18 protein-coding genes are annotated in these 24,622 nt (G+C 68.0%); 9 read left to right on the forward strand and 9 right to left on the reverse strand.

Going from position 1 to position 24,622, the window contains the following annotated elements; genetic code table 11:
• Positions 1-79 precede the first annotated feature (79 nt).
• Positions 80-739, forward strand: a complete 660-nt coding sequence (locus IEQ11_RS14030; protein ID WP_191821824.1) for a hypothetical protein — start codon at positions 80-82, stop codon at positions 737-739.
• 33 nt (positions 740-772) lie between these two features.
• On the opposite strand, the gene IEQ11_RS14035 is transcribed toward IEQ11_RS14030, so the two are convergent.
• Together IEQ11_RS14035 and IEQ11_RS25905 are read right to left on the reverse strand one after the other, a co-directional pair.
• Positions 773-2,089, reverse strand: coding sequence for a PQQ-dependent sugar dehydrogenase (locus IEQ11_RS14035; protein WP_194735111.1), 1,317 nt, complete (start codon positions 2,087-2,089; stop codon positions 773-775).
• Positions 2,090-2,345: 256 nt separating this feature from the next.
• Positions 2,346-3,005 (reverse strand): cold shock domain-containing protein, encoded by a 660-nt coding sequence (locus IEQ11_RS25905; protein WP_281439875.1) that lies wholly within the window; start codon positions 3,003-3,005, stop codon positions 2,346-2,348.
• Between the two features lie 47 nt (positions 3,006-3,052).
• On the opposite strand from IEQ11_RS25905, the gene IEQ11_RS14050 reads away from it, so the two are divergent.
• Complete coding sequence (locus IEQ11_RS14050; RefSeq protein WP_191821823.1) at positions 3,053-3,964, forward strand: LysR family transcriptional regulator; 912 nt, start codon at positions 3,053-3,055, stop codon at positions 3,962-3,964.
• A 476-nt stretch (positions 3,965-4,440) separates the two neighbouring features.
• Here the strand turns inward: IEQ11_RS14050 and IEQ11_RS14055 are convergent, their stop codons facing one another.
• Positions 4,441-6,054: a serine hydrolase gene (locus IEQ11_RS14055; protein WP_191821822.1), complete on the reverse strand. Its 1,614-nt coding sequence runs from the start codon at positions 6,052-6,054 to the stop codon at positions 4,441-4,443.
• 139 nt (positions 6,055-6,193) lie between these two features.
• Between IEQ11_RS14055 and IEQ11_RS14060 the strand changes: the two genes are divergently transcribed.
• Positions 6,194-7,453 (forward strand): TIGR03862 family flavoprotein, encoded by a 1,260-nt coding sequence (locus IEQ11_RS14060; RefSeq protein ID WP_191821865.1) that lies wholly within the window; start codon positions 6,194-6,196, stop codon positions 7,451-7,453.
• A 554-nt stretch (positions 7,454-8,007) separates the two neighbouring features.
• On the opposite strand, the gene IEQ11_RS14065 is transcribed toward IEQ11_RS14060, so the two are convergent.
• Together IEQ11_RS14065 and IEQ11_RS14070 are read right to left on the reverse strand one after the other, a co-directional pair.
• Complete coding sequence (locus IEQ11_RS14065; RefSeq protein WP_191821821.1) at positions 8,008-8,637, reverse strand: hypothetical protein; 630 nt, start codon at positions 8,635-8,637, stop codon at positions 8,008-8,010.
• A 199-nt stretch (positions 8,638-8,836) separates the two neighbouring features.
• Entirely contained in the window at positions 8,837-9,577 is a 741-nt protein-coding gene (locus IEQ11_RS14070) for a sulfurtransferase (protein ID WP_191821820.1), read from the reverse strand.
• Between the two features lie 261 nt (positions 9,578-9,838).
• Here IEQ11_RS14070 and IEQ11_RS14075 point away from each other — a divergent pair, with 261 nt between their 5' ends.
• Both IEQ11_RS14075 and IEQ11_RS14080 read left to right on the forward strand, forming a co-directional pair.
• Positions 9,839-10,150: an HPF/RaiA family ribosome-associated protein gene (locus tag IEQ11_RS14075; RefSeq protein ID WP_036108656.1), complete on the forward strand. Its 312-nt coding sequence runs from the start codon at positions 9,839-9,841 to the stop codon at positions 10,148-10,150.
• A gap of 611 nt (positions 10,151-10,761) precedes the next feature.
• The gene (locus IEQ11_RS14080; protein WP_228464615.1) at positions 10,762-11,544 is read left to right on the forward strand and encodes a hypothetical protein; all 783 of its coding nucleotides are present in this window, start codon (positions 10,762-10,764) and stop codon (positions 11,542-11,544) included.
• A gap of 9 nt (positions 11,545-11,553) precedes the next feature.
• On the opposite strand, the gene IEQ11_RS14085 is transcribed toward IEQ11_RS14080, so the two are convergent.
• Both IEQ11_RS14085 and IEQ11_RS14090 read right to left on the reverse strand, forming a co-directional pair.
• Positions 11,554-12,210, reverse strand: a complete 657-nt coding sequence (locus tag IEQ11_RS14085; protein ID WP_191821819.1) for an HD domain-containing protein — start codon at positions 12,208-12,210, stop codon at positions 11,554-11,556.
• Positions 12,211-13,041: 831 nt separating this feature from the next.
• Entirely contained in the window at positions 13,042-19,569 is a 6,528-nt protein-coding gene (locus IEQ11_RS14090) for a putative Ig domain-containing protein (protein ID WP_191821818.1), read from the reverse strand.
• A gap of 470 nt (positions 19,570-20,039) precedes the next feature.
• Here IEQ11_RS14090 and IEQ11_RS14095 point away from each other — a divergent pair, with 470 nt between their 5' ends.
• The 4 genes from IEQ11_RS14095 to IEQ11_RS14110 all read left to right on the forward strand — a co-directional run bounded on the left by IEQ11_RS14095 (position 20,040) and on the right by IEQ11_RS14110 (position 22,351).
• The gene (locus IEQ11_RS14095) at positions 20,040-20,570 is read left to right on the forward strand and encodes a phage tail protein (protein ID WP_046656834.1); all 531 of its coding nucleotides are present in this window, start codon (positions 20,040-20,042) and stop codon (positions 20,568-20,570) included.
• Positions 20,571-20,647: 77 nt separating this feature from the next.
• Positions 20,648-21,178: a phage tail protein gene (locus IEQ11_RS14100; protein WP_046656836.1), complete on the forward strand. Its 531-nt coding sequence runs from the start codon at positions 20,648-20,650 to the stop codon at positions 21,176-21,178.
• Between the two features lie 63 nt (positions 21,179-21,241).
• Entirely contained in the window at positions 21,242-21,787 is a 546-nt protein-coding gene (locus tag IEQ11_RS14105) for a phage tail protein (RefSeq protein WP_057921864.1), read from the forward strand.
• A gap of 3 nt (positions 21,788-21,790) precedes the next feature.
• Complete coding sequence (locus tag IEQ11_RS14110; protein WP_228464613.1) at positions 21,791-22,351, forward strand: GNAT family N-acetyltransferase; 561 nt, start codon at positions 21,791-21,793, stop codon at positions 22,349-22,351.
• 359 nt (positions 22,352-22,710) lie between these two features.
• Here IEQ11_RS14110 and IEQ11_RS14115 read toward each other — a convergent pair whose 3' ends face one another.
• Entirely contained in the window at positions 22,711-23,001 is a 291-nt protein-coding gene (locus IEQ11_RS14115) for a DUF6916 family protein (protein ID WP_036108616.1), read from the reverse strand.
• A 701-nt stretch (positions 23,002-23,702) separates the two neighbouring features.
• Positions 23,703-24,254, reverse strand: coding sequence for an Ig-like domain-containing protein (locus tag IEQ11_RS14120; RefSeq protein ID WP_191821817.1), 552 nt, complete (start codon positions 24,252-24,254; stop codon positions 23,703-23,705).
• Positions 24,255-24,622: the final 368 nt, after the last annotated feature.

Here is a 24,622-nt window from a genome sequence, read left to right on the forward strand (position 1 = left end):
GCGCCGGCCTTCACGACAAGCAGCGCGCGAACGCCTAGTGTGGTCGTGTGCGCCACCGGTCCCTTGCGAGAACCCCGCCATGCCGCGTTCCCTGATTGCTTTCACCCTCGGCGCGTCGCTGCTCGCGCTCGGCTGCTCCCATGCCGAAGCCGCCAAGCGCCCCGCATCGCCGCCGTCGCCGGCCGCGCCGGCCGATATCGACGCGGTGCGCGGCTGCTGGATCCAGAAAGTCGAACCCGACGGCCGCGCCACCTTGCTGCTGCGCCTGCTGCCCGACCGCGAACGCGCCGATTGGCTCACCGGCCAGTTGCAGCGCGCCGACGGCGACGATCCGGACAAACGCCTGCGCCTGATGTTCTCGCGCGACGGCCAGCACGCGGCGATGGCGACCGCGCCGATCGTGTCGGCGCCCATGAGCGGCCACGCCGACGCGCCGGTCAAGACCCTGCGCTCGGCCAAGGCCCGCAAGCCCGGCGCCGATCTGATGCCGACCTTGGTCGCCAATCCCAGCGGACAAGTCGAATACGTCCGCTCGGCCACGACCGCGGCGCCGGCGAAGAATGCCGCGGCAGGCACGCGGGTGATCGAATACCTCGAACGCGGCGGCGGCAAGCGCCTGCGGGTCGAAGTCTCGGCCGAACACCTCAAGCTCAGCGTCAGCGCCACCGGATTGCGTCCGCAAAACGCGAAGGCGCAGCAAGCGGTGCTGTTCGACGGCGGACGCGACGGCTGCGATTGATCGCGCGTCCGCGTCGAACGTCGCGACCCACGCCTACTTCGCCGCGGTCACCCGCCACACCGTATTGCCGACATCGTCGCTGACCAGCAAGGCGCCGTGCTTGTCCAGGCGCACGTCCACCGGCCGCCCTTGCGCGTCTTCCTCGGCATTGAGGAAACCAGTCAGCACATCGACCGGCGCGCCATCGGGCTTGCCGTTCTTGAACGGCACGTAGATCACCTTGTAGCCGCTCTTGGGCTTGCGGTTCCACGAACCATGCTGGCCCACGAACAAACCGTTCGCGAACGCCGCCGGCAGGCTGGTGCCCTGCGAGAACGCGATGCCGAGCGAGGCGGTATGCGGCCCGAGCGCGTAATCGGGCACCAAGGCCTTGGCGACCAGTTCCGGGTTCTGCGGTTTCACCCGCGCGTCCACATGCTGGCCGTAGTAGCTGTAAGGCCAGCCATAAAACCCGCCGTCCTTGACCGAGGTGATGTAGTCGGGCACCAGGTCGCTGCCGATCTCGTCGCGTTCGTTGACCGCGGTCCACAACGCGCCGGTGCCCGGCTCCCAGGCCAGGCCGTTGGGATTGCGCAGGCCGGTCGCGAACAAACGCTTTTCGCCGCTGGCGCGATCGAGTTCCCAGATCGCCGCGCGGCCCTCTTCCTTGTCCAGCCCGTTCTCGCCGACATTGCTGTTGGAACCGACGGTGATGTAGAGCTTGGCGCCGTCGCGGCTGGCGATCAGGTTCTTGGTCCAGTGATGATTGAGCCCGGCCGGCAGGTCGGTGACCTTGACGCCCTTGTCGGTAATCGTGGTGTCGCCGTCGCGGTACGGAAAACGCCACACCGCATCGGCGTTGGCGACGTACAGCTCGTTGTCGACCAGGGCCATGCCGAACGGCGAATGCAGGTCCTTGAGCAGCACCGTGCGCAATTCGGCGACGCCGTCGTTGTCGGCATCGCGCAGCAGACTGATCCGATCCGCGCTGGGCACGGCCGCGCCGGCCTTCTTCATCACCCGGCCCGCCATCCAGGCCTTGAAACCCGACGGTTTTTCGCCGTCGGACGGCGCATTGCTTTCGGCGACCAGCACATCGCCGTTAGGCAGCACCTGCAGCCAGCGCGGATGATCCAGCCCGACCGCGAACGCGGTCACCGCCAGCCCCGGCGCCGGCGTCGGCTTGGCGCCTTGCGGCCAACCGATCGCGGGCGCGATGTTGACGGTCGGCAGCGTGGTCGGATTCGGCGACGGCAAGGTCGGCGACGCGCCGGTGCCGTCGGAGACTTGCAGGCGCGCGCTTTCGCCGCAGGCGGTCAGCGCGAGTGCGGCGGCGATCGATAACGCGGTCACGCGCGGCGAGCGGATCATGGTCGGACTCCTGGGGCGAGCGATGCTTGCCGCGAGAATGCGGCGAAGGAAGTAAAGCCGGCGAGAAACGCGGCGAATCGGCGCGAATCGGTACGGGTAATGTGAAGCCCGCCGGTTTTGTACGACCGCCCGCGCCTGCTACGCCGTTGCGGGTGGAGTTGAGCCGCGCGGCCTTTCGATCGGTACTCGATGGAGTTTCGACGCGATCGGAACAAAAACGCCCGGACTTACGCTTCTCCCGCCAGTGTTGTCGGAATCAATGCCCGCACTGATTCTCACACGGCTCGCCGTCACCGTCGCCGTCCATCTCGGTATTGGGGCAGTGCTGCACAAAGAACCGCGCTTCTTCGCAGGAGCTCATCTGCAAGCAACGACTGCGCCCGTCGCAAACGAATGTTGGCCGAGTGCGTGAGCTGGCGGCCGCGGATTCGGCCGACGACTTGGGCAATGCCCGATGGCGGTCCGATACGGCGGCGGCGTCCGCGGGTTCGGCCATCGGCGCGGTCATGGCATCGCGACGGCCGAAGTAATGGTTGTAGCCCACCAAGCCGATCGCGGCGACCGCCGCGAGGCTCAGCGCACTGCCGATCAGCCCCGAACGCGGCGCGGCCGCGTCGCGTGTCGATCGACCACGGGTCGGCCGCGAGGCTTCGCCGGCACGCATCACATTGATCGCTTCTTTCTTGCCGTCGGGCTTGATGCGTATTTCGAACGACACCAACTCGTTCACCCGCGGCCGCGCGCCACCGCGCCGGAACGCGGACACATGCACGAACAGTTCCTCGCTGCCCTGCGCCGGGGCGATGAAACCGAAGCCGCGCTCGTCATTCCATTTGACCAGGGTTCCGTGGGTTCTCATATGCGGTGCAGGCAAGCGAGGTCGTCCCAGTATTCGCCGGGAAATACCGCCATACAAGGCCCGTAACACAGCGCAGCGGCAGCGCTCGTGCCTAGAATGCAGGCATGAAAATCACCCTGGACGAATTGCTGGCCTTCGCCACCGTGGTCGACACCGGTTCGATCACGGCCGCGGCCGAGTCGCTGGAGCAGACCGTGTCCGGGGTCAGCCGCGCCCTGAGCCGGCTGGAGGAAAAGCTCGGCACCACCCTGCTGCGGCGGACCACGCGCCGGCTGGAGTTGACAGAGGAAGGCCAGGCCATGCTGGCCCGCGCGCGCGCGATCCTGGCGTCGGTCGAGGACGCCGAGGAGCAGATGGCGCTGCGCCGGCAGCAGCCGGCCGGGCGCTTGCGGGTGAATGCGGCGTCGCCGTTCATGCTGCACGCGATCGTGCCGTTGGTCGGCGATTTCCGTATCAGGTATCCGCAGATCGAACTGGAGCTCAACACCAACGACCAGATCATCGATCTGCTCGAGCAACGGACCGACATCGCGATCCGGATCGGCGCGCTCGCCGATTCGACCCTGCACGCGCGGCCGCTGCCGAGCAGCCGCCTGCGCGTGCTCGCCAGTCCGGCCTATCTGAAAGCCTATGGCACGCCGCGCGAGGTGGCCGATCTGGGCGCGCACACCCTGCTCGGTTTCGCGCCGACCGCGACGCTCAACCGCTGGCCGTTGCGCGACGCGCACGGCAATGAACTCGACATCGCGCCGAACCTGCACGCGTCCAGCGGCGAGACCCTGCGTCAGCTCGCGCTGGCCGGGGAAGGCATCGTCTGTCTTTCCGACTTCATGACCCGACTCGACCGCCACGACGGCGCGCTGGTGCAGTTGTTCGCGCGCGAGACCCTGGACGTGCGCCAGCCGATCAACGCGGTGTATTACCGCAACACCCAACTGGCGTCGCGGATCGCCTGTTTCCTGGATTTCGTCGCCCAGCGGCTGACGCCTAGCGGTGGCGAGGCTGCCTGGGAATGAGTCTGGCTTGTCCGGTCCGGGTTCGTCTGGGCTTGCGCGCACGCCGATCCGCAACGAGAAAGCCCCGCACCGCGTAGCGCCGCGGTGCGGGGCCGGAAGTGGCGAGCGGGCACGGTCCCGCTCAACCACAAGCGGCCGCCGGCGTCCTGGAGCCACGCCGACGGGCGGACCGGACCGTAGCCCAGTCCTAGACAACAACGACGCGGGCGGCGCATCTCCCTACCCCGTCGCCGGCCACGATCCTGCGATCGGCCGAGGCGAAGCCCCGTGGCCTGGGATCGGGCGCAGGCCGGTCTCGCGAACACCCACCTGGGACATGCGCTGGTCCGGCGAGTTCCGATCAGCGACTGAAACGCGTCAGACCGCGCGGCGTCGAATCCATCGTGCGCGCGGCTTCAAGCCCGGCCCTCAACCACCGCACTCGGCGAAGCTCGCACATGGCATGACCCAACTGCGCGCGACCGAACCCGAATCCCTCACCCCGCCTTCTTGTCCGCATCCGGCTTCGCCACCGGCGTCAAACGCAGATCCTGGAAATCGAAACTGAAATCGGTCAGCGGCGAGATCGCCTCCATCCGCACCTCGCGCACCTTGCCGTCCGGGGTCAGCGAGAAATTGACGAACGCGTCGGCGTTGAGCCAACGCTGATCCCAGCGCACCACGAAGGTGTCGTGCTGCCACGGGGTGAGTTCGCCGATCAGGTCCTTGGTGCGGCCGAAACGCAGACGCAGCTTGCCGCCCGCGGCCGCTTCGACGTAGACATCGCCGTACCACGGGTCGCGATAGGTGCCGGCGTAACCCGACAGCGGCAGCGACGGCTTCGATGTCGCATCGCGCGCCTTGAGGTGCTGGTTCCAGTCCTCGTCGGCCTTGCCGCGGCTCTTGGCCAGCGCCGCGCCGTACGCGGCGTTCCAATCGGTTTTCGGCGCGCCCAGATACGCATCGAGCGCGCGCATCGTCACCGCCTGGAACGCGCCGCCGAGTTCGGCGTTGGTCAGCACCACCACGCCGAGTTTGTGCTCGGGCACCAAGGTCACCCGCGAGACCATGCCGGGCCAGCCGCCGGTATGCCAGACCAGTTTCTTGCCGCGGTAGTCGGTGAGCTGCCAGCCTTCGCCGTAACCGGAGAAATTCGGCTTGACCGGCGCGAGTTCGGGCACCGCCGGTTCGGCGATCGGCATCGGCGTGACCACCGACCACATCTCCTTCTGGCGCTTGGCGCTGAACAGCCGTTGCTCCTTGTCGCCCTCGCGCGCGTAGACGCCGCCGTCGAGCTGCACCCGCATCCACTTGCTCATGTCGTGCACGCTGGAATACAGCCCGCCCGCGCCGGCCACGTTCGACCAGGTCATCCGCGGCGCCGCCTGCAGGTCCTTGAAATCGGCCTTGGCGTGACCGCTGGCGACGTTGTCGCCGGCGCGCAGCGCATCGGAGTTGTAGCGGGTCTCGTCCATGCCCAGCGGCTTGAAGATGCGCTGGGTCAGGAACTCGCGATAGCTCTGGCCGCTGGCCTTTTCGATCACCAGTTGCGCGACGCCGTAAAGAATATTGTCGTAAGCGTATTGGCCGCGAAAGCCGCCGCTGAGCGGCACTTCGGCCAGGCGCCGCGCGACTTCCTCGTTGCTGTAATCGGTGCCCGGCCAGTACAGCAGATCGCCCGCGCCCAGGCCCAGGCCGCTGCGATGCGCGAGCAGATCGCGCACGCGCATTTCGCGGGTGACGTAGGGGTCGGACATGCGGAACCACGGCAGCTGATCGATCACCCGGTCGTCCAGGCTCAACTTGCCTTCGTCGGCGAGCATCGACAGCGAGGCCGAGGTGAAGGCCTTGGTGTTGGAGGCGATCGCGAACAGCGTGTGCGCGTCGACCGCCTCGGGCTTGCCGAGTTCGCGCAGGCCGTAGCCGCGTTCGAGCACGATCCGGCCGTCCTTGACGATCGCCACCGCGATGCCGGGCACGTCGAACTGCTTGCGCACCGCGTCGACGTAGGCGTCGAAGTCCTGCAGTTGTTCCGGCAGCGCCTGCTCCGGCGCGGCGCTCATGCAGATCAGCAGGCCGGCGCCGTGCGCCTTCCAGTCGGTGGCTCGCATCGTGTCTGTATCCCTGGTCAAACCGTCAAGGCATCACTGTCGGCGATCGCGGCGGCGGATGCCAGAGGCCCGCCGTGCGTCCAGGCCGCATAATGTCCGACCGTTCCGCGCGACCGCCTGTCCCAGCATGTCCGTTCCTATGCCCTACCCGCCCGACACGGCCCTGCCCGGCCTCGCCGTGATCGGCGGCGGCCCCGCCGGCCTGATGGCCGCGCAGGTCGCGCGTTCGCTGGGCGTGCAGGTCGATCTGTTCGAGGCCAAGGGCTCGGTCGGGCGCAAGTTCCTGATCGCCGGCAAGGGCGGGCTCAACCTCACCCACGGCGAGCCGCGGCCGGCGTTCGACCGACGCTTTGGTGCGCGCAGCGACGCGGTCGGCCAATGGCTGGACCGTTTCGACGCCGACGCGCTGCGCGAATGGGCGCGCGGTTTCGGCGTGGACACTTACATCGGCAGCTCCGGCCGGGTGTTCCCGATGGACCGCAAGGCCGCGCCGCTGCTGCGCGGCTGGGTGCGGCGCTTGCGCGAGGACGGCGTGCGCTTCCACGTGCAGCACCGCTGCCTGGGCTGGAGCGAGGACGGCGCGCTGCGTTTCGAAACCCCGCACGGCGAAACCCGGATTCGCGCGCGCGCCAGCGTGCTCGCGCTCGGCGGCGGCAGTTGGCCGGAGCTGGGTTCCGACGGCGCATGGACCGATTGGCTGGGCGAACGCGGCATCGACATCGCGCCGTTGCAGCCGTCCAACTGCGGTTTCGACATCGGCTGGAGCGAGCATTTCGTCGCTCGCCATGCCGGCGCGCCGCTCAAGGCGGTGATCGCGCATTGGCGCGACGAGCGCGGACAGGCGCAGGCGCTGCAGGGCGAATGCGTGGTCAGCGCGGACGGGATCGAGGGCAGCCTGATCTATGCCTTGTCGGCGACGTTGCGCAAGGCGATCGCGACGCTCGGCCACGCCGACTTGCAACTGGATCTGGCGCCGGGCCGCGAGCTGGACCGGCTGCAACGCGACTTCGCCCAGCCGCGCCGCGGCCGCAGCGTCGGCGAACATCTGCGCCGGCAGACCGGGCTGGACGCGGTCAAGACCGCGCTGGTGTTCGAAGTGCTCGGCAAGGACGGTCTGAACGATCCGGCCGTGGTAGCGGGCACGATCAAGCGCCTGCCGCTGCGCCTGCTGCGCGCGCGCCCGATCGCCGAAGCGATCAGCAGCGCGGGCGGCGTGCGTCTGGAAGCGATGACCGCCGAACTGGAATTGCGCTCGTCGCCGCGCGGCGTGTTCTGCGCCGGCGAAATGCTGGATTGGGAAGCGCCGACCGGCGGTTATCTGCTGACTGCGTGTTTCGCCAGCGGGTTGATCGCCGGACAGGCGGCTGCGCGGCATTTGCTGGGCGGATCGGGTGGTTGATTCGCGAAGCAACAGCAAATCCCCCGGCGCACTCACACAAGCGCCACCAAACAGATACGCAGGCGCCAGCCCCTTTTTTCAAAGTGGGCTCATTGACGCGCGCTTTGACCGTAGCGATTGAAGCGCTCGATGTAGCTTGCGCTGTTGGATTTCGAGCACGCGTTGAAATCCACGAACCCATGAATCCCCGAGGCCGATTCCCCCCTTTGAAAAAAGGGGGGCCAGGGGGGATTTGCTTTTGCTTTTGCTTTTGCTTTTGCCTGCGCAAGCAACAGCGAATCCCCCGGCGCACTCACCAAAGCGACATCAAACAGATGCGCCGGGCGCCAGCCCCCTTTTGCAAAGTGGGCTCATTGACGTGCGCTTGGATCGTGGCGATATCAAAGCGGTGCGTTGATCGGGGCTTGGAGCGTTCGATCGACGCGTTTGGCAAGACTATCGACGCGCTCGGCAAGACTCGGGCAACTGGATTTGCGAGCCCATGAGCCTGCAAACCCACATCACGTCTGTGCGAACAACCAGCGGCGATCGCTACGCCGCCGAACCCGATCGCCTCAAGCCGGCGCCTTCTCAGCCGCCTTGCCCATATAGAACATCGAGGCGCACAAGCCCACGCCCTGCGCGGTCGCCGCGGGCAGGTCGCTGCCCTGCAAGGCGATCAGCTTGACCACGTCGCCGGTCGATTCGGTGACCCTGGCCAGGGCGATGAAGCCGGTCGGCACGGTGCCGCAGAACGCGTTGGCCGGGGTTTCCTTCGGCGGGACCTGTTCGATCACGCGACGCAGTTCGATGGTCTGGCTGGCCTCGACCTGCATCGTCGCGCCGTAGGTCTGGCCGGCCGAATACTGATCGCCGCCACGCACGATCGCGACTCGCTCGGTCTTGTACAACGAGCCGTTTTCGCCCTTGAGCTCCAGGTCGTCGATGGTCAGCTTGCCGGTGGTGGCCTGGGCGACCGGGTTGCCCGGTTCGAAGGTGCCCAGCGCGACCGGGGTCAGGGTCGGCGGCGAAGCGCGCGCCACCGGATCGGCGTCCGGATCGGGCACCGACTGTTGCGGCGGCGGCGGAGCGGCGGTGGTTTCCTGCGGGGCGGCAGTGTTGACCGGCGCACCCTGGCTGCATGCGGCGAGCGCCAATACGGCGAGCGCGAGCACGGTCGGGGCGGGGAACAAGCGTCGGTTCATTCGGGGTCCTCGTAGCTGATCGACTGGGCCTGCGCGGACGGCTCCACAAGGGTTACCGCTGGAACGCGAGGCCTGGCTGCATTCGCTGCGCGCGGGGGATCGGCGCGGGGGCGCCGGCGCGGTGCGAACGCGCAGCCTAACCGCTGGACCGGTTTGGACGGGTTAATAGTTTGTAATAAATGGCAAAAACGCCGACCGCTCAGGCGTCGCGATCGTGCAAGGGCTGCAATTGCGGATCGAGTGCGATCCGTTCGTCGAACACGAAACAGCGGCCCTGGTAGTGCTTGCCGCCGACCTGTTCGAAGTAGCTCAGGATGCCGCCGTCGAGCTGCAGCAGATTGTCCATGCCGTCCGCGCGCAGCCATAACGCGGCTTTTTCGCAGCGAATTCCGCCGGTGCAGAAGCTGACCACGGTGGCCTCGCGCAGTGCTTCGCGGTGTGGGGCGAGCGCTTCGGGCAGGTCGGTGAAGTTGTCGATCGGCAGGGTCAGGGCATTGTCGAAACTGCCGTAGCCGACCTCCTCGCGGTTGCGGGTATCGAGCAGCACCACGGGCCGGCCGTTGTCGTCGCTGCCGCGATCGAGCCAGCGCTCGAGTGTGTCCGGCGTCACGCTTGGCGCGCGCTGGAGCAACGGCGAGGCGTGTTCGCGCCGGAACGCGATGATCTCCTGCTTGAGCTTGACCTTGAGCCGCGCGAACGGTTGCGCCCGGCTGTGGCTGTACTTGACGTTGAGCCCGGCAAAACGCGGCTGCGCGCGCAGGCCGTCCAGCAAGGTCTCAACCGCGGCGGCGGCGCCGGCCAGGAACAGGTTGATGCCCTCGCCCGCGACCAGCGCGGTGCCGCGCAGTTCCAGGGCTTGCGCCTGTTCGCGCAGATGGGCGGCGAGCTGCGGCGGATCGTCGATGACGGTGAAGTGGTAGGCGGCGATGTTGACGATCATGGCCGCCATTCTAAGCCAGCGCCGTCGCGGGCCGGCTTTGCGGACTGGGCCCGGGCGGCGAACCGGCGGCGCCTTTGCGAGCCTGACACGACCCGGCTGGGCCGGACCTGAACCGCGCCGCGAACCTTCCGGGCACCCGGCTGTCCCAATGCTTGCGTGGCCGCCAAGCGAAAACGCGAGCCGCGCAAGGTGCCGCAGCGAGGGCCAAACGCCCGAGCTTGCGGGCATCGTCCTGATCTCACGCCACAAGGAGGCGTTTGCATGAAGGTACAGCTCAACACCGATCACCATCTGCGCGGCGACGCGTCGCTCAGCCAGCACGTCGCGGGCGTGGTCGATCATTCCCTGGCGCGGTTCCGCGATCAGGTCACCCGGGTCGAAGTGCATCTGCGCGACGTCAACGGCGCCAAGGCCGGCGGCGGCGACAAGCACTGCACCATCGAGGCGCGGCTGGAAGGCCGCCCGCCGGTGGCCGCGACCCAGGACGCCGACACCATGCGCGCGGCGATCAGCGGCGCGGCGCGCAAGCTGCAGCGGGTGCTGGACAGTTCGCTGGGTCGATTGTCGAGCTGAGGGTGCTGGTTCGCGCGCGGTCGGCCTGGTAGCGATCGAATCAATACGCCCGGGTGGATGCGTCGGTGAAACGAAGCCATCCCAGCCGATAGCGCTACGGGCGGACCGCCGTTTACGAATCCGCGAAGCAGATGCCGTGTTGGAACCGCGCCAGCCTGGGTAACCGCTGGCGCGTACGGACCCGATCCGATCGCATCGGATTTCGCCAGGCTCCATGCGAGCCTGGCGATCGCGGGGACCTCGATGCAGCCGTGCAGGATTTCGGCACCCGCGCGCATCGTTTCGATCCGCTGATCGCGGGCGCTCAAGACCGCGAAGTTCGCGCGACGACGCCGTCGTCAGGCCGCCTGCATCGGTCCTGGATCGGAATGCGGCAGCGCGCACCGGAAAAAATCGCCCCAGCCATCCGGCCCTGTTAGCGGCGGCGCACGGCCTTGATCGCACGACGATTTTTTCGCCAACGCGGTGCATCCGCGCGACGTTCCGGCACCGATCGCAAGACCGCCGTACGCACTCGCTCCACACGCGGTATTTTTGATACGAATCAGGTATTTACAAATAAAAAAACGAATCCGAAGCTGGCCGTTCCTTAAGCACCGCGGATGCCTGCCGTGTCGCGACTGGCCCAGCTTCGTCTGTTGTCGATGGCCGCTCTCGGCCTGATCGCTCCCTGCGCGCAGGCCCTGGACTGGTCGAGCACCGAACTGCAGTGGCAGCGCGGCCGGCTCGAGCTTCCCTATTCCGACAACGCCAGCGCGCAGACCACCGTGTGGACGTTCCAGCACGCCAACGGCTGGAAGTACGGCGACAACTTCGGCTTCATCGACTTCAGCCGCGGCCGCGGCGACCTGGATGCCTACGGCGAGTACTACGGCCACTTCAGCCTCGGCAAGATCCGTGGCGCGAAGACCGGCTGGGGCCCGGTCAAGGACATCGGCCTGCTGGCCGGGGTCAACGCCGCCGAAGAGGCCAAGGTGCTCAAGTACCTGCCGGGCCTGCGCCTGTCGCTGGACGCGCCGGGCTTCGCCTTCCTCAACCTGGACATCACCGCCTACCTCGACGACAGCCGCGGCGTGCGCCACGGCGGCGCGCCGAAGGAAGGCGACAGCTGGATGGTCGACCTCAACGGCGCGCGTGCCTTCAAGATCGGCAAGGCCGGCTTCAGCATCGAGGGCCACATCGAGTACGTCGCCGCGCGCCGCGACGAATTCGGCCAGCGCGTACCGGCGCATGTGCTGGCCCAGCCGCAGATCCGCTACGACCTGGGCGAACGGCTGTGGGGCTGGCCGAACCAGGTGTTCGTCGGCGTGGAGTATCAGTATTGGCGCAACAAGCTGGGCGATGCGAACACCGACGAATCGGCGATCCAGGCGCTGGTGGTCTGGCGTCTGTAAGCGCGCGGCTCAGCGCTTGGTGGTGATCGCGCGGCGCAGGTTGTTGCGCGCGGCCGCGTCGAAGCGTTGGTGGTAGTGGTCGCTGAGAAAGATCCGTTCGCGCTTGAGCAGCGCTTTGAGGAAGCGGCGGCGGTTGAGCCGGAACAAGGGACCGGGCACGTGGCCGCGGTATTCGGCGGCGATGCCGCGGTCGTAGGCGTCGAACGCGGACGGTTCGGCGCCGAGGATGGCCATGTCGCCATCGAGGAACAAACGGGTTTCTTCGTCGACGTCGTCGCGCGCGATCGCGCCGTGGCGCGCGGTCAGTTCGATCAGTTCGGCGACGCGGTCGGCGTCGATGCCCTCGCCCGCCAGCCAGCGCGCGATGTGTTCGCGCGCCAGCAGCGCCGAGCGGGCTTCGTTGTCGCGTCGGCCGGCGTCGTAGATCGCGTCGTGGTACAGCACCGCCAGCGCGACTTCGCGCGGCTGGCGCCAGCCCGGGCCAGCGGCGACGTCGGTGTAGTGACGCAGCACTTCGGCGACGTGGCCGATGTTGTGGTAAGCGCGCGTCGGGGTGGCGTAGGCGGCTTCGAGCGCGGCGCGTTGTTCCGCCGACAGGGACAGCGGCAACGAGGCTAGCGCTGTCTCGGGCAGGCGGCCTTGGGATTCGCTGGCGGGGTCGGACATCGCGGCATGCACGCTTGGGTCGGTGCGGGCATCTTGGCATTTTTGCGGGTTTGGCGGTTTGTGCTGGTTGTCGTAACCGTGGTGTGTGTTGGTCCTTCCGTGGCGCTGTGGTCGCCGATGCCGTTGGTTTGGTGTCGTTGTCTCGGTGTCGTTGGTCTGGTGCCGTTGTCTAGGCTTCGTCGGCTTGGTTTCGTTGGTTTCGTTGGCGCCGTCACTCTCTTGGTTTGATGTCGTTGATGTCGCTTGCTGTTGGCCGCGACGAAACCCCCAAGTCGTCATCCCCGCGAAGGCGGGGATCCAGAGACTTCAGAGCCATGCCGCGGTGAAGCCCTGGATCCCCGCCTTCGCGGGGATGACGGTCTTTGGAGAATCGCGTGGGAAATGGATGCACCGTTGCCGTTGCGGCGAGAGCAGCGGTTGCGGTGGTGCCGCAGCTAACTGGATACACCGTTGCGGTGGTGTCGCAGCTAGCTGGCTACACCGCGGAAAGTCACAGGATGTTCGGCTTCGCCGAAGTAAGGCGCAGCCCGCGTTCGCGGGAAGGACGACCTGAAAGAGACGCGGCGAAATAAAGAACGCCGTTGTTGCTGATGCGAAACGAGCGATTGCAGTTGGGTCGCGATGAAGTCTTGGATCTCCGCCTACACGGCGGTGATGTCGATCTCGAAAAAACGCGAATGGACAATAGATGCATCGTTGCCCTCCCGCTTCCCAACTCCCGACTCCCGACTCCCGACTCCCTACTCCCTACTCCCTACTCCCGACTCCCTACTCCCGATTCCCGATTCCCGCCACCCGGGCGCGGCCCAAAAGCCGCGCCCGGCACTTCGATCAGTACTTCTTCTCAAGATTGATCATGAAGCTGTTGTCGTCGTCGTTGCCGCTGCCGAACAGGCCGCGGTATTCGAAACGCAGGACCCAGTCGCGCTCGGTCTGCAGGATCGCGCCGAGGCCGAACACGAAGCGGTTGCGGTCCAGGCCGTCGATGCGGGCGCGGTAGAACGGGCCGCCGACCATGTCGGCATAGCTCATCGTGGCGAAGCTGTCGTCCTGGAAGTCGTGCTGGTATTCCAGGCGCAGCTGCGGCGCGAACGTGCCCCAGCGGACCGGGTAGCTGTAGTCCATGCGCAGGCCCAGGCTGGTGGTGGTCGTGTCGATGTCCTGGTCGCGATAGTTCAGCACGTACTGCGCGTCGCCGCGTTCGGTGTAGCCGTCCAGGCGCGCGCGGGCGACGTCCAGGCGGGCATACGGGGAAATCCGCAGGCGGTCGCGCTGGTAGTCGGCGCCGGCCGAGATCGAGACGAACCACTGATTGCCGTCGCGCGAGCCGGTGACCATGCCGCCGGTGTCGGTGACGAAGCGGCGCGAGTCGAACGACAGCCATTGGTAACCCAGCAGACCATCGAGATAGAAACTCTTGCCCGGGTGGTAGCTGGCGTACAGCACCGCGCTGTAGCCGTGGGCCTTGCTGCGGCTGCCGTGCTGGCCGACTTCGGTGTCGTCGCGGCCGTAGCCGATGCCGCCGCCCAACGCGAAGTCGTCGCGCAGGCGGTAGTCGGCGCCGGCGCTGATGCCGGTGGTCTCGAAGTCGATGCCGCTCGCGCCGCCGCTGCGGCCGTCGCGGTTACCGCTGTTCAAGGTACCGCCGGTCCACAGGCCGTAACGCGAGCCCGTGCCCTGCACCGGCGGCTTGGACTCGATCGCGGCGCGTTCGTCGCCGAGCATCGGCTGACGGCAGTCGTTGCCCGGGGTGCGCGGCGCGTCGTCGCGGCAACGCGGGTCGATCGAGAAGCTCAGGCCGTTGTCGAAGCGCGCGCCCTCTTCGCCGCCGCCGTGCAGGCCTTCCAGACGCTGCTGGAAGTTGCCGATCTGGGTGGTGGCGAAGCGACGCGTGGCCGAGGTCTGCGCCGACAGCACGCCGAGCACTTCGGCGTCCTTGGACGGATCGCTGCGCGGCATGACTTCGACTTCGATCGTCGCCACCGCCGAGGTGGCGAAGGCGTTGTTGAGGGTGAAGCTGGCGACCGCGATGCCGGAGTAGCCGATCACCGGGGTGTAGGTCAGCTGATAGCTGCCGCCCGAGCCGCTGACCGCCGCCGTGCCCGACGATGCCGGGGTCAGCGAGACCAGGTTCGCGCCGGTGAACGGACCGCCGGTGGCGCCGGCGACCAGGTCGACGGTGATGGTCGCGCCGGCGACCGTGCGCACCCGCCGCGACTGCGCGACCGGCACCGCGTTGACGGTGATGGTCGAGGTGATCGGCGCGGACGGACCGAAGGCGTTGTTCAAGGTGTAGGTCAGCGCGATCGCGCCGACGGTGGTGGCCGCGGGCGTGTAGACGATCTGGGTGCCCTGCACCACCGCGGTGCCCGAGCTCGGCGGATTGAGCAAGGTCACGCCGGTGAACGGCGAGCCGGTGGCGCCGGCGGCGGCGTCGATGGTGACCGGCTGGGTCGACAGCGTGGTCGCGGTCTGCGGCTGGCCCTGCGGAACCGGCAAGGCGTTGACCGTGATCGTGACCGTGGCCGGCGCCGAGGTGCCGCCGGGGCCGCTGGCGGTGTAGGTGAAGCTGTCGCTGCCGAAGTAGTTCGCGGCCGGCGTGTAGATCACGTCGGTGCCGCTGACCGTGGCGGTGCCGTGGGCCGGCGCGGTGCCGAGCGCGATCGAGGTGATGATGCCGGTGTCGTTGGCGGTGACATCGATCGTCACCGGCGCGTTCGACAAGGTGCTCGCGCTGTCGTCGACCGCGACCGGCACCGCGTCGGCGATGACGATCGTGTACGGCGCGGTGGTGTTGTAGCCGGCGTCGTCGGTCGAGCGGATGTTGGCGGTGTAGCTGCCGGCGGTGGTCGGAGTGCCGCTGAGCACGCCGGCCGAGCTGAAGCTCAGACCGATCGGCAGGTTGCCCGAGACGATCGAATAACTGTACGGGGCGATGCCGCCGCTGCTGCTCAGGCTCTGGTTGTAGGCCACGCCGACCGTGCCGCCCGGCAACGTCGCCGGCGCGATCGTGATGATCGCCGGGTCGATGGTGAAGGTGTAGACCTTCGACGCGGTCTGACCGTTGCTGTCGGTGGACCGCACGGTCACGCTGAAGTTGCCGTCCGAGCGCGGGATGCCGGAGAACGCGCCGGCCGAGCTGAAGCTCATGCCGATCGGCAACGCGCCGCTGAGCAGCGAGTAGCTGTACGGCGCGACGCCGCCGGTGCTGCTGAGGCTGGCGTTGTAGGCGACCGCGGCGGTGCCGTTGGGCAGGGTCGGCGGATCGATCGCGATGGCCGGGGTGGCGACCACGATGGTGTAGTTCTGCTGTAGGGCGAACGGCGCGCCGGCGCCGGTGCTCGAATCGAGCACGCGCACCGCGATGTTGTAGTTGCCCGGAACCGTCGGCGTGCCGCTGAGCACGCCGGCCGAACTGAAGCTCACGCCCACCGGCAACGAACCGGCGGCCAGGCTGAAGCTGTACGGCGCCGAGCCGCCGCTGGCGGCGAAGTTGATGGTCGAGGCGACGCCGTAGTTCATCGGCAGGTTGCCCGGCGCCGGAGTCATCGCCAGGGTCGGCGCGCCCACCGTCAGGGTGAAGATCTGGCCCTGGGTGAACGGGCCATTGCCGGTGCTGCTGTCGGTCGCGCTGGCGTTGAGGCTGAAGCTGCCGGCCGCGGTCGGCGTGCCGCTGACGGTGACGCTGTCGGCGGTGGTGCCGGTGACGCTCAGGCCGCCCGGCAGGCCGGCCACGTTGAAGCCGGTGTACGGCGAGGTGCCGCCGGCCCAGGTGAAGGTCTGGGTGTAGGCGGCGCCGACCTGCGCGGTCAACGGACCTGAGGCGGTCACGGTGATGGTCGGGTTGCCGACCGTGATCGTGACCGTCGCCGGAGCCGAGGTGCCGGCCACGTTGGTCGCGGTGTAGGTGAAGCTGTCGGGACCGGCGTAACCGGCGGTCGGCGTGTAGGTGATCGTGGTGCCGCTGGCCGTCGCGGTGCCGTGCGCGGGCGCGGCGGCGACCGCCACCGAGGCCGGAATGCCGGCGGTGATGTTCAAGGTGATCGGATTGGCGGTGCTGTTGAAGGCGACCGTGGCCGAGACCGGATTGGCGACCGGGACGATGTCGTTGACCTGCAGCGCATAAGTCTGCGGCGCCGAGGTGTACGGGCCGGTGCCGGTGCTGCTGTCGGTCGCGCGCAGGCTGAAGCTGTAGCTGCCCGGCGCGGTCGGCGTGCCCGAGATCACACCGGCGCTGCTGACGCTGAGGCCCGGCGGCAAGCTGCCGGCGCTGACCGCGTAGGTGTACGGCGCGGTGCCGCCGGTGGCGGCGTTGACGGTGGCGCTATACGGGTTGGTCACCGTCGCCGCGGCCAGGGTGGTCGGCGGCAGGATCACCGTCGAGGCCGCGATGGTCACGCTGTAGGCGCGCGAACCGGTGTACGGGCCGCTGCCGGTGCTGCTGTCGGTCGCGGTGATGGTGAAGTTGAAGGTGCCGCCCGCGCTCGGCGTGCCGCTGACGGTGCCGTTGCTGGCCAGGCTGAGGCCGGCCGGCAAGGCGCCGGCGGTGATCGCGAAGGTATAGCCCGCGGTGCCGCCCGACGCGGTCACGGTCTGGCTGTAGGCCTGGGCCACGCCGCCGCCCGGCAGGGTCGCCGGGCTGACCACGATCGTCGCAGCGCTGACGGTCAGGGAGTAAGCACGCGAACCGCTTTGCACATTGGCGTCGCTCGCGGTCACGGTGAAGTTGAAGGTGCCGCCCGCGGTCGGCGTGCCGGCAACGGTGCCGGCGCTGCTCAGGCTCACGCCGGGCGGCAAGGCGCCGGCGGTGACCGCGAAGGTGTACGCGCCGATACCGCCGCTGGCGCTCAAGGTCTGGCTGTAGGCGGTCGCGACCTGCGCACCCGGCAAGGTGGGCGGTGCGATCACGATGGTCGGCGCGGCCACCTGCATGACGTAGTTCTGGGTACGTGCGAACGGAGCGCCCGTACCGGTGGAACTGTCGCGCGCCCGCACCGAGAAGGTGAACAAGCCAGTCACGGACGGCGTGCCCGAGAGCACGCCGGTGTTCGCGTCCAGGCTCAGGCCGGCCGGCAATGCACCCGCCGACACGCTGTAGTTGTAGGGCGCGGTGCCGCCGCCGGCGACGAAGGTCTGGCTGTAGGCGGCGCCGTAGCTCGCGTTGAGCGTGCCGGCCGCGGGCGTCAGGGTCAGGGTCGGCGCGCTGACCGTCAGGGTGAACGCCTGCCCGACCGTGAACGGGCCGTTGCCGGTGCTGCTGTCGGTGGCGCTGGCATTGAGGGCGAAGCTGCCGGCCGCGCTCGGCGTGCCGCTGACGGTCGCGCTGTTGGCGGTGGTACCGGTGATCGACAGGCCCGCCGGCAAGCCGGTGACCGCGAAGCCGCTGAACGGCGAGGTGCCGCCGGTCCAGGTGAAGGTCTGGGTGTAGGCGACGCCGATCTGCGCGGTCAGCGGGCCGGACGCGGACACCGTGATCGTCGGCGCGGTCACCGTGATCGTGACCGTGGCCGGCGCCGAGGTACCGGCGCTGTTGGTCGCGGTGTAGGTGAAGCTGTCGGGACCGGCGTAACCGGCGGTCGGGGTGTAGGTGATGGTGGCGCCGGTCGCCGTCGCGGTGCCATGCGCGGCCGCCGTGCCGATCGCCACCGAGGTCGGAATGCCGCCGGTGATGTTCAAGGTGATCGGATTGGCGGCGCTGTTGTAAGCGACCGTGGCCGAGACCGGATTGGCGACCGGCGGGATGTTGACGACCTGCAAGGTGTAGCCGCGCGGGGCCGAACTGTACGCGCCGCTGCCGGTGCTGCTGTCGGTCGCGGTCACGGCGAAGTTGAAGGTGCCCGGGGCGGTCGGCGTGCCCGACAGCGTGCCCGTGCTGCTCAGGCTCATGCCGGGCGGCAAGGCGCCCGCGCTGAGGGCGTAGGTGTACGGCGCGGTGCCGCCGCTGGCGGGGTTGAGATTGGCGCTGTACGCGACCGCGACGGTGGCGGGAGCGAAGCTGGTCGCCGGCAGCAGCACGGTCGGCGGCGCGATCACCAGCGCATAGGCGCGCGCACCGGTGTGCGGCGCGCCGGTACCGGTGCTGCTGCCGGTCGCGGTGACGGTGAAGTTGAAGGTGCCGCCGGCGGTCGGCGTCCCGCTCAGGGCGCCGGCGCTGCTCAGGGTCAGACCGGCCGGCAAGGCGCCCGCGGTGATCGCATAGGTGTACGGCGCGATGCCGCCGCTGGCGGTGATCGCCTGGCTGTAAGCGGCCGCGACCGTGCCGTTGGGCAAGGTGGTCGGCGCGATCAGCGTGACCGGCGGCGCCACCACCAGGCTGTAGGCGCGGGTGCCGAAGAAGCTGTTGGCGTCGGTGGCGCGGACGGTGAAGTTGAAGGTGCCGGCCGCGGTCGGGGTGCCGATCAGGGCGCCGCTGGTGGTGTTGAGGCTCAGGCCGGCCGGCAGCGCGCCGGCGGTGATGGCGAAGGTGTACGGCGCGGTGCCGCCGCCGCCGGTGAAGGTCTGGCTGTAGGCGACGCCGACGGTGGCGCCGGGGATGGTGGCCGGGTTGACGACGATGGTGGGTTCGAGCGCGACGGTGACGTTATACGTCTTGATACCGAAGGCGATCGCGGGAACGCCCGGGCCCAGATCGCTGTCGTCGACCGACTTGACGGTGAAGCTGTAGTTGCCCGTGGTGGTCGGCGTGCCGGTGATCGCGCCGCCGGCGCTCAGGCTCAAGCCAGGCGGCAGCGCCCCGCTGTTGATCGTGTAGGTATACGGCGCATTGCCGCCGGTGCTGGTGAGCTGGGCCGAATACGGATAGTTGCGGGTCATCGCCGGCAACGGGTCCGGGCCGATGACCGGCTGATTGTTCGGGATGGTGATCTGGTACGACTTCACCACGCTGATCGCGGTCGGCGTGGTCGAATCGGTCACGGTGATCGCGATCGGGAAATTGCCACGCTGCCGCACCGTGCCGCTGAAGGTGCCGTTGCTGAAGTTCAGACCGTTCGGCAGGGCGCCGCTGGTCCGGACATAGGTATAGGGCCCGACGCCCCCGGTGGTGGTCATGGTCTGGCTGTAAGCCACGCCCAGGGCGGGATTGATCGTCGCCGGACTGACCGTGAGCGGGCTGACGCCCGGCGCGATCGTCACGTTGACCGTGATGTCGCCGCCGTTGCCGTCGGGCACGATGAACGTGTCGCTGAGCGCGCTGTCGCCGTTATGGGTATAGGTGAGCGTCTGCACGCTCTGGGCGACCGTCTGGACGGCGGCGGAGCCGTGCGGGGTCGGGTACGTAGCCACGGCCAGGCCGAAGTTGGCCGGTCCGTCGCAGGTACTCACGTCGATCGTCTGGTTGCCGCCGTTGGCGACCGACATGGTGAGCACAGGGCAGAACGCCGAGGGTCCCGCCGCGGCCGACCCGGCCCATAGGGCTATCAGTCCGCATAGCGCGAACAAGCCGGAGCGAAGTACGGTGTGCAGGCGCGAGACGAAAGAACCGCCCGCATGGCGCGCTGACTGCTGTTGCATGTTGGTCATCCCCTGACGGGGCGGCCCCGGGCGTCGTGCCCGGCTCCGCCACCGTGTACCCAATGATCGATCTGGTCCTGGTCTGCATGCCGCGTGCCCCTGGCATGCCCCTTTCCATGACCTGATACGCAGTTCGGCAGGAAAACCGGCCGCCTTCGCCGCCGATCTGCGTTAAGCAAGATCATGGCGCTCACGCGCCATGCCTGGCCCGGTCGGACCGGCCCGTTCCCGCCGTGCGCGGACGGGGCGTGCGGCGGAGGCACGGTATTTCATCCGGAAGCGCGCACGGCGCCCGGAAACATCCTCTGGGGGAAGAGATGACAGAAGTATTCCTGGGACAGATCATTACCGTCGGGTTCGGTTTCACGCCCAAGGGCTTTGCCCCGTGCAACGGCCAACTCATGCCGATCGCGCAGAACCAAGCGCTGTTTTCGTTGCTGGGCACCATGTACGGCGGCAACGGCACGACGAACTTCGCATTGCCGAACATGCAAAGCCGTACGCCGGTGGGGGCCGGCGCGTCGGCCGACGGAAGCTGGAATCCGTCGCCGTATCAGTACGGCGAAACCGGCGGCGTCGAAAACGTCACCCTGCTGACACCGCAGCTGCCGGCCCACAACCACAACCTGTGCGGCGTCACCACCGCCACCAACGCACGCAACCCGACCAGCAATTTCTACGGAACCACCTCGACCGCGATCTATGCGAACACCGGGAAGGCCCAGGTGGCGTTGTCGCCGGCGACCATCGGTCAGACCGGCAGCACCACGCCGCATCCGAACCTGCAGCCGTATTGCGCGATCAACTTCTGCATCGCCTTGCAAGGCATCTACCCGTCGCGCAACTGAGCGCCGGGCGGGCAACAGACAGAAGGTCGCGCGAGGCGGCCACACCTTTCAGAATTCAAGGTTCCGGAGTAACTACTATGAGTGAGCCCTTTGTCGGCGAAATCCGACTGTTCGGCTTCGGCCGCGTTCCCAACGGCTGGTTCGCCTGCGATGGCTCGTTGCAGTCCATCGCCGAATACCAAGTCCTGTTCACGCTGATCGGCACGACCTACGGCGGCGACGGCATCAGCACCTTCGCCGTACCCGATCTGCGCAGCCGGGTACCGATTCACCAGGGCACCGGACCCGGCCTGAGCAACTACGTGATCGGCCAGGCGTCCGGCACGGAGAGCGTCACCCTCACCCAGCAACAGATGCCGGCGCATGGCCACACCCTGCTGGCGACGACCGAACTCGCCGACGCGACCCAGATTGGCGCCGGCGTCGAGCTCGGCGCGCTCAACGGCGACACCATGTACGTCACCGACACCACCGATTCCACGTTTGTGCCGATGAATCTGGCCGCGTTGACGACCAGCGGCGGCAGCCAACCGCACAACAACCTCATGCCGACATTGACGGCGCTGTTCTGCATTGCCTGGGCCGGCATCTTCCCCCAGCAGAACTGATCCCATTCGCCACGCCCTGCGCCGCGTCGCGCGAGCGCATGGCAGATTCAAGAGGACATCGTCATGACCGAACCTTTCATCGGCCAGATCCAGATTTTCGGCTTCAACTTCGCTCCACGCGGCTGGGCCGCCTGCAACGGCGCAACGCTGACGATCCAGCAGAACACCGCCTTGTTCGCCCTGCTGGGCACTCAGTACGGCGGCAACGGCCAGAGCACGTTCCAGTTGCCGAACTTCGCCAACCGCGCGGTCGACAGTGCCACGCTACCCACCACACCTCCCCCGCCTGGTCTGACTCAGCGCTCCATGGGCGAGACTTTCGGCTCCAACTCGGTCACCCTGACCACCCAGGAAATGCCGAGCCACACCCACGGCGTGAACATCTCCAACCAACAGGTCGCCACCAAGAAAGCCGCTTCCCCCAGCGCCGGCAACGCGCTGGGCTCGCCCAACGCGAACGCGTTCGTAGCCGGCACCGCCGCCAACGCGCAATTCTCGCCGACCCTGGTCCTGCCCACCGGCAACAACCAGCCGCACGAAAATCGTCAGCCCTATCTCGCGATGAACTTCTGCATCGCGCTGGAAGGCATCTTCCCCTCGTTCCCATAAACCTTGCACGCAAACCCGACCACCGCGCCGCTGTCGTTCCCCGAGGAGCGCGGCGGCACGTTCGACCTTCCCGCGTCGCTATGGCGACGCGGGATCGGCCTGCGCGCGGCGCATAGCCAGGACATCGCCTGGCTGCGTCTGCTCTATCGGCAATTGCGCGGCGTCGAATTCGCGCCGATGGGCTGGCCCGAGCCGGCGCTGCATGCCTTTCTCGACCAGCAGTTCGCGCTGCAGCACATCCACTACACGCGCCACTATCAGGGCGTCGACTTCCTCATCATCGAACGCGACGGCCAGCCGGTCGGACGCTTCTATCTGCAGACCAATCCGCCCGATCATCTGCTGGTCGACATCAGCCTGGGCGACGGCGCGCGCGGGCAAGGCATCGGCACCGCGCTGATCGGATGGGCGCAGCAGCAGGCGCAGGCCGCGCGCTGCGGCATGCGCCTGCATGTCGAGCACGGCAATCAGGATGCGCTGCGCCTGTATCGCCGGCTGGGCTTCGGCGTGGTCGAGGCGATGCCGACGCATGCGCTGATGCGCTGGCGGCCGGAGTTCGGTTGATTCGAACTGGCTCGATTGAGCCGGTTTGATTGAGCCGGCTTGATTCGGGCTGACTTGGTTGAACCCGGCTCGATTGAGTCGGGCTCGATTGAGTCGGGTTTAATCGAATCGGGCTTGATCCGGCGCGAGCGCCGCATCGTCAGCCGTGATCGCATTTCGATGGGCGGCCGGGGATGCATGCGCGCAGCTGCCGCGATTTTTTGCCCGTCATTCCCGCGAAGGCGGGAATCCAGGACTTCACCCAGGCATGACTGTGAAGTCTCTGGAGACTCGGCTCCGCCGAAGTAAAGCAACGCACGCCTTCGCATGAATGACGAGCAAGCAACGAGTCGCCGCGCGCGCCGCTCGACGCAAATCGATCAGTTGAAAATCGCCTGATACAAAAACCCCTCGCGCTCGCGCGCGACCGGAACCAGGAAAATACCGACCTCGCCGATCGACGCATGCCGCATGACATAGGTCTGCTGCGGAAACAGGAACGCCGAGGCATTGCGGAACAGCAGCGAGAACGGCGCCCGCACCGCCTGCTGCGGCTGCGTGCTCAGCGCGCGCGCTTCGACCAGCACGAACGGTACTTCGCCGTCGTTGAGCACGGCCGAGTAGGTCTCGTTTACGTGCGAGCTGAAGTGATCGAGCGTCAACAGTTCCATCGCGGGGCCTCCCCAAGCCGAGGACGCATCGTCGTCGCGCGCGGCCTGCGATGCAAGCCCCATGACAGGTTTTTTGCACGAATGCGTGGCGGATGGACGTTCCATCCGGCCCGAACGGGGCCACGACCGGCGGCGAGGCGATCGGTTCGATCTGTCCGGGACCGGGACGACGCGGCCGTCCCACTGTGATCGCCCGGCAATGCGCAAACCGCGGCAACCAACACCGCACACCATCGCCGGCTCCGGCCGCCCCGCCGCAAGCCCAGTTGCGGCGGGACAACGGCCGGAGCCGCCAACAGCGCGGGCTTCCCTGCCCGCTTCGGCTTTCATCACTGACGGAGATGAAAGGCGTCCAAACCTTGCGTGGCGCCATGAGGCGTCACCTGACCCGCATGGCGGTCCGTGCCGGCCGCGGCGCCCGCCTGGCGAAACGCCGGCGAACGCCGCGAACCGGTCGACACCGGGGATCGCGCAATCCCGTCCCGGACGGCGCACGTCGCGCCGGCCCGATCGGCCAGGCCATCACCACGACGAGATGGCCGGCGGACCGGCCGCGCCATGCGCGCGGTCCGATCCGGGTACTGCGTATCGGCGCGCGCCTGTGCGCGGCCGTCCCCTACCCCTTTCCGAGGGGTACCGGTAGCGTCGCCGCGATCCGTGCGGCGACGGTGAAACCTGCGGCACGAGCCGCGTCGGGCGGGTTACAAAACGGCGGCCGCGGTCGCCGGCAGCACGCGGTCGCGGATCGCGGTCACCGCCACCACCGCTTCGGCGCTGTCCTGACCGGACTGCACGCGATAGGTGTAGGTGTCGACGCCTTCGAAGCCCGGATCGGGGATGTAGGTCGCACGACCGTCCCGAATCCGCACTTCGCCGTGCCGCGGCGCCTGCGCCAGGCTGTAATGCATGGCCGCGCCGTTGCCGATCGAGCCGCGCAAGGCGACGGTCGACGCGGCGCCGTCCAGGCTGTGGGTGACCAGATCGGCCGCGGCGAGCGGCTCGTAACGGCGCAGGCCCTGGATGTCGTTCTGGATCGACCGCGCCAGCGCCTGACGCCCGCGCTCGGGCGCGACCGCCTGTTCGAAACGCAAGCGCGCCTGGTGGTGCGGCGAAATCTCCTGGATCGAAGATCGCAGCGGCTGCGAAGCCGGACTGCGAGTCTGGCTCACGTTCGGGGCACCGGACGCACCGACGGCGGACGCGATCAGCGCCAGACTCAGTACGAGGGGCCCCTGGATACTCTTGTACGGCATGCCAACTCCTTCTGGGTTGCAACGATGGGGGATGTTCCGGATCGCGCGTCCTTGCGCCGCATCGCTTGCGCGATGCGAGCGAGCTCGCGATTGCCGAACTGTTGCTCGGCGGGTTCTTGAGGGGCGGGCTCTGCCGGGTTCCGGACCCGGTGCGACGTCCTGTCGCCACCGGGAAAACATGATCCCATCCGGGTGTCGCACAGACCGAGATTGGGCCGCCGCGCGAGCGCGAAAATCGCCTTCGTGACGGCTTTTCGATGGGCGTCACAGCGTCGTCGTCGACGCGATCGATCAGCGGCGAAAAGCGCGCGCGGATCGACAGTGAAAACACCACGCGGCGACGGCGAACAAGCAAGCGTTGTTCGCGA

Source organism: Lysobacter capsici (assembly GCF_014779555.2).
GTDB lineage: Bacteria > Pseudomonadota > Gammaproteobacteria > Xanthomonadales > Xanthomonadaceae > Lysobacter > Lysobacter capsici.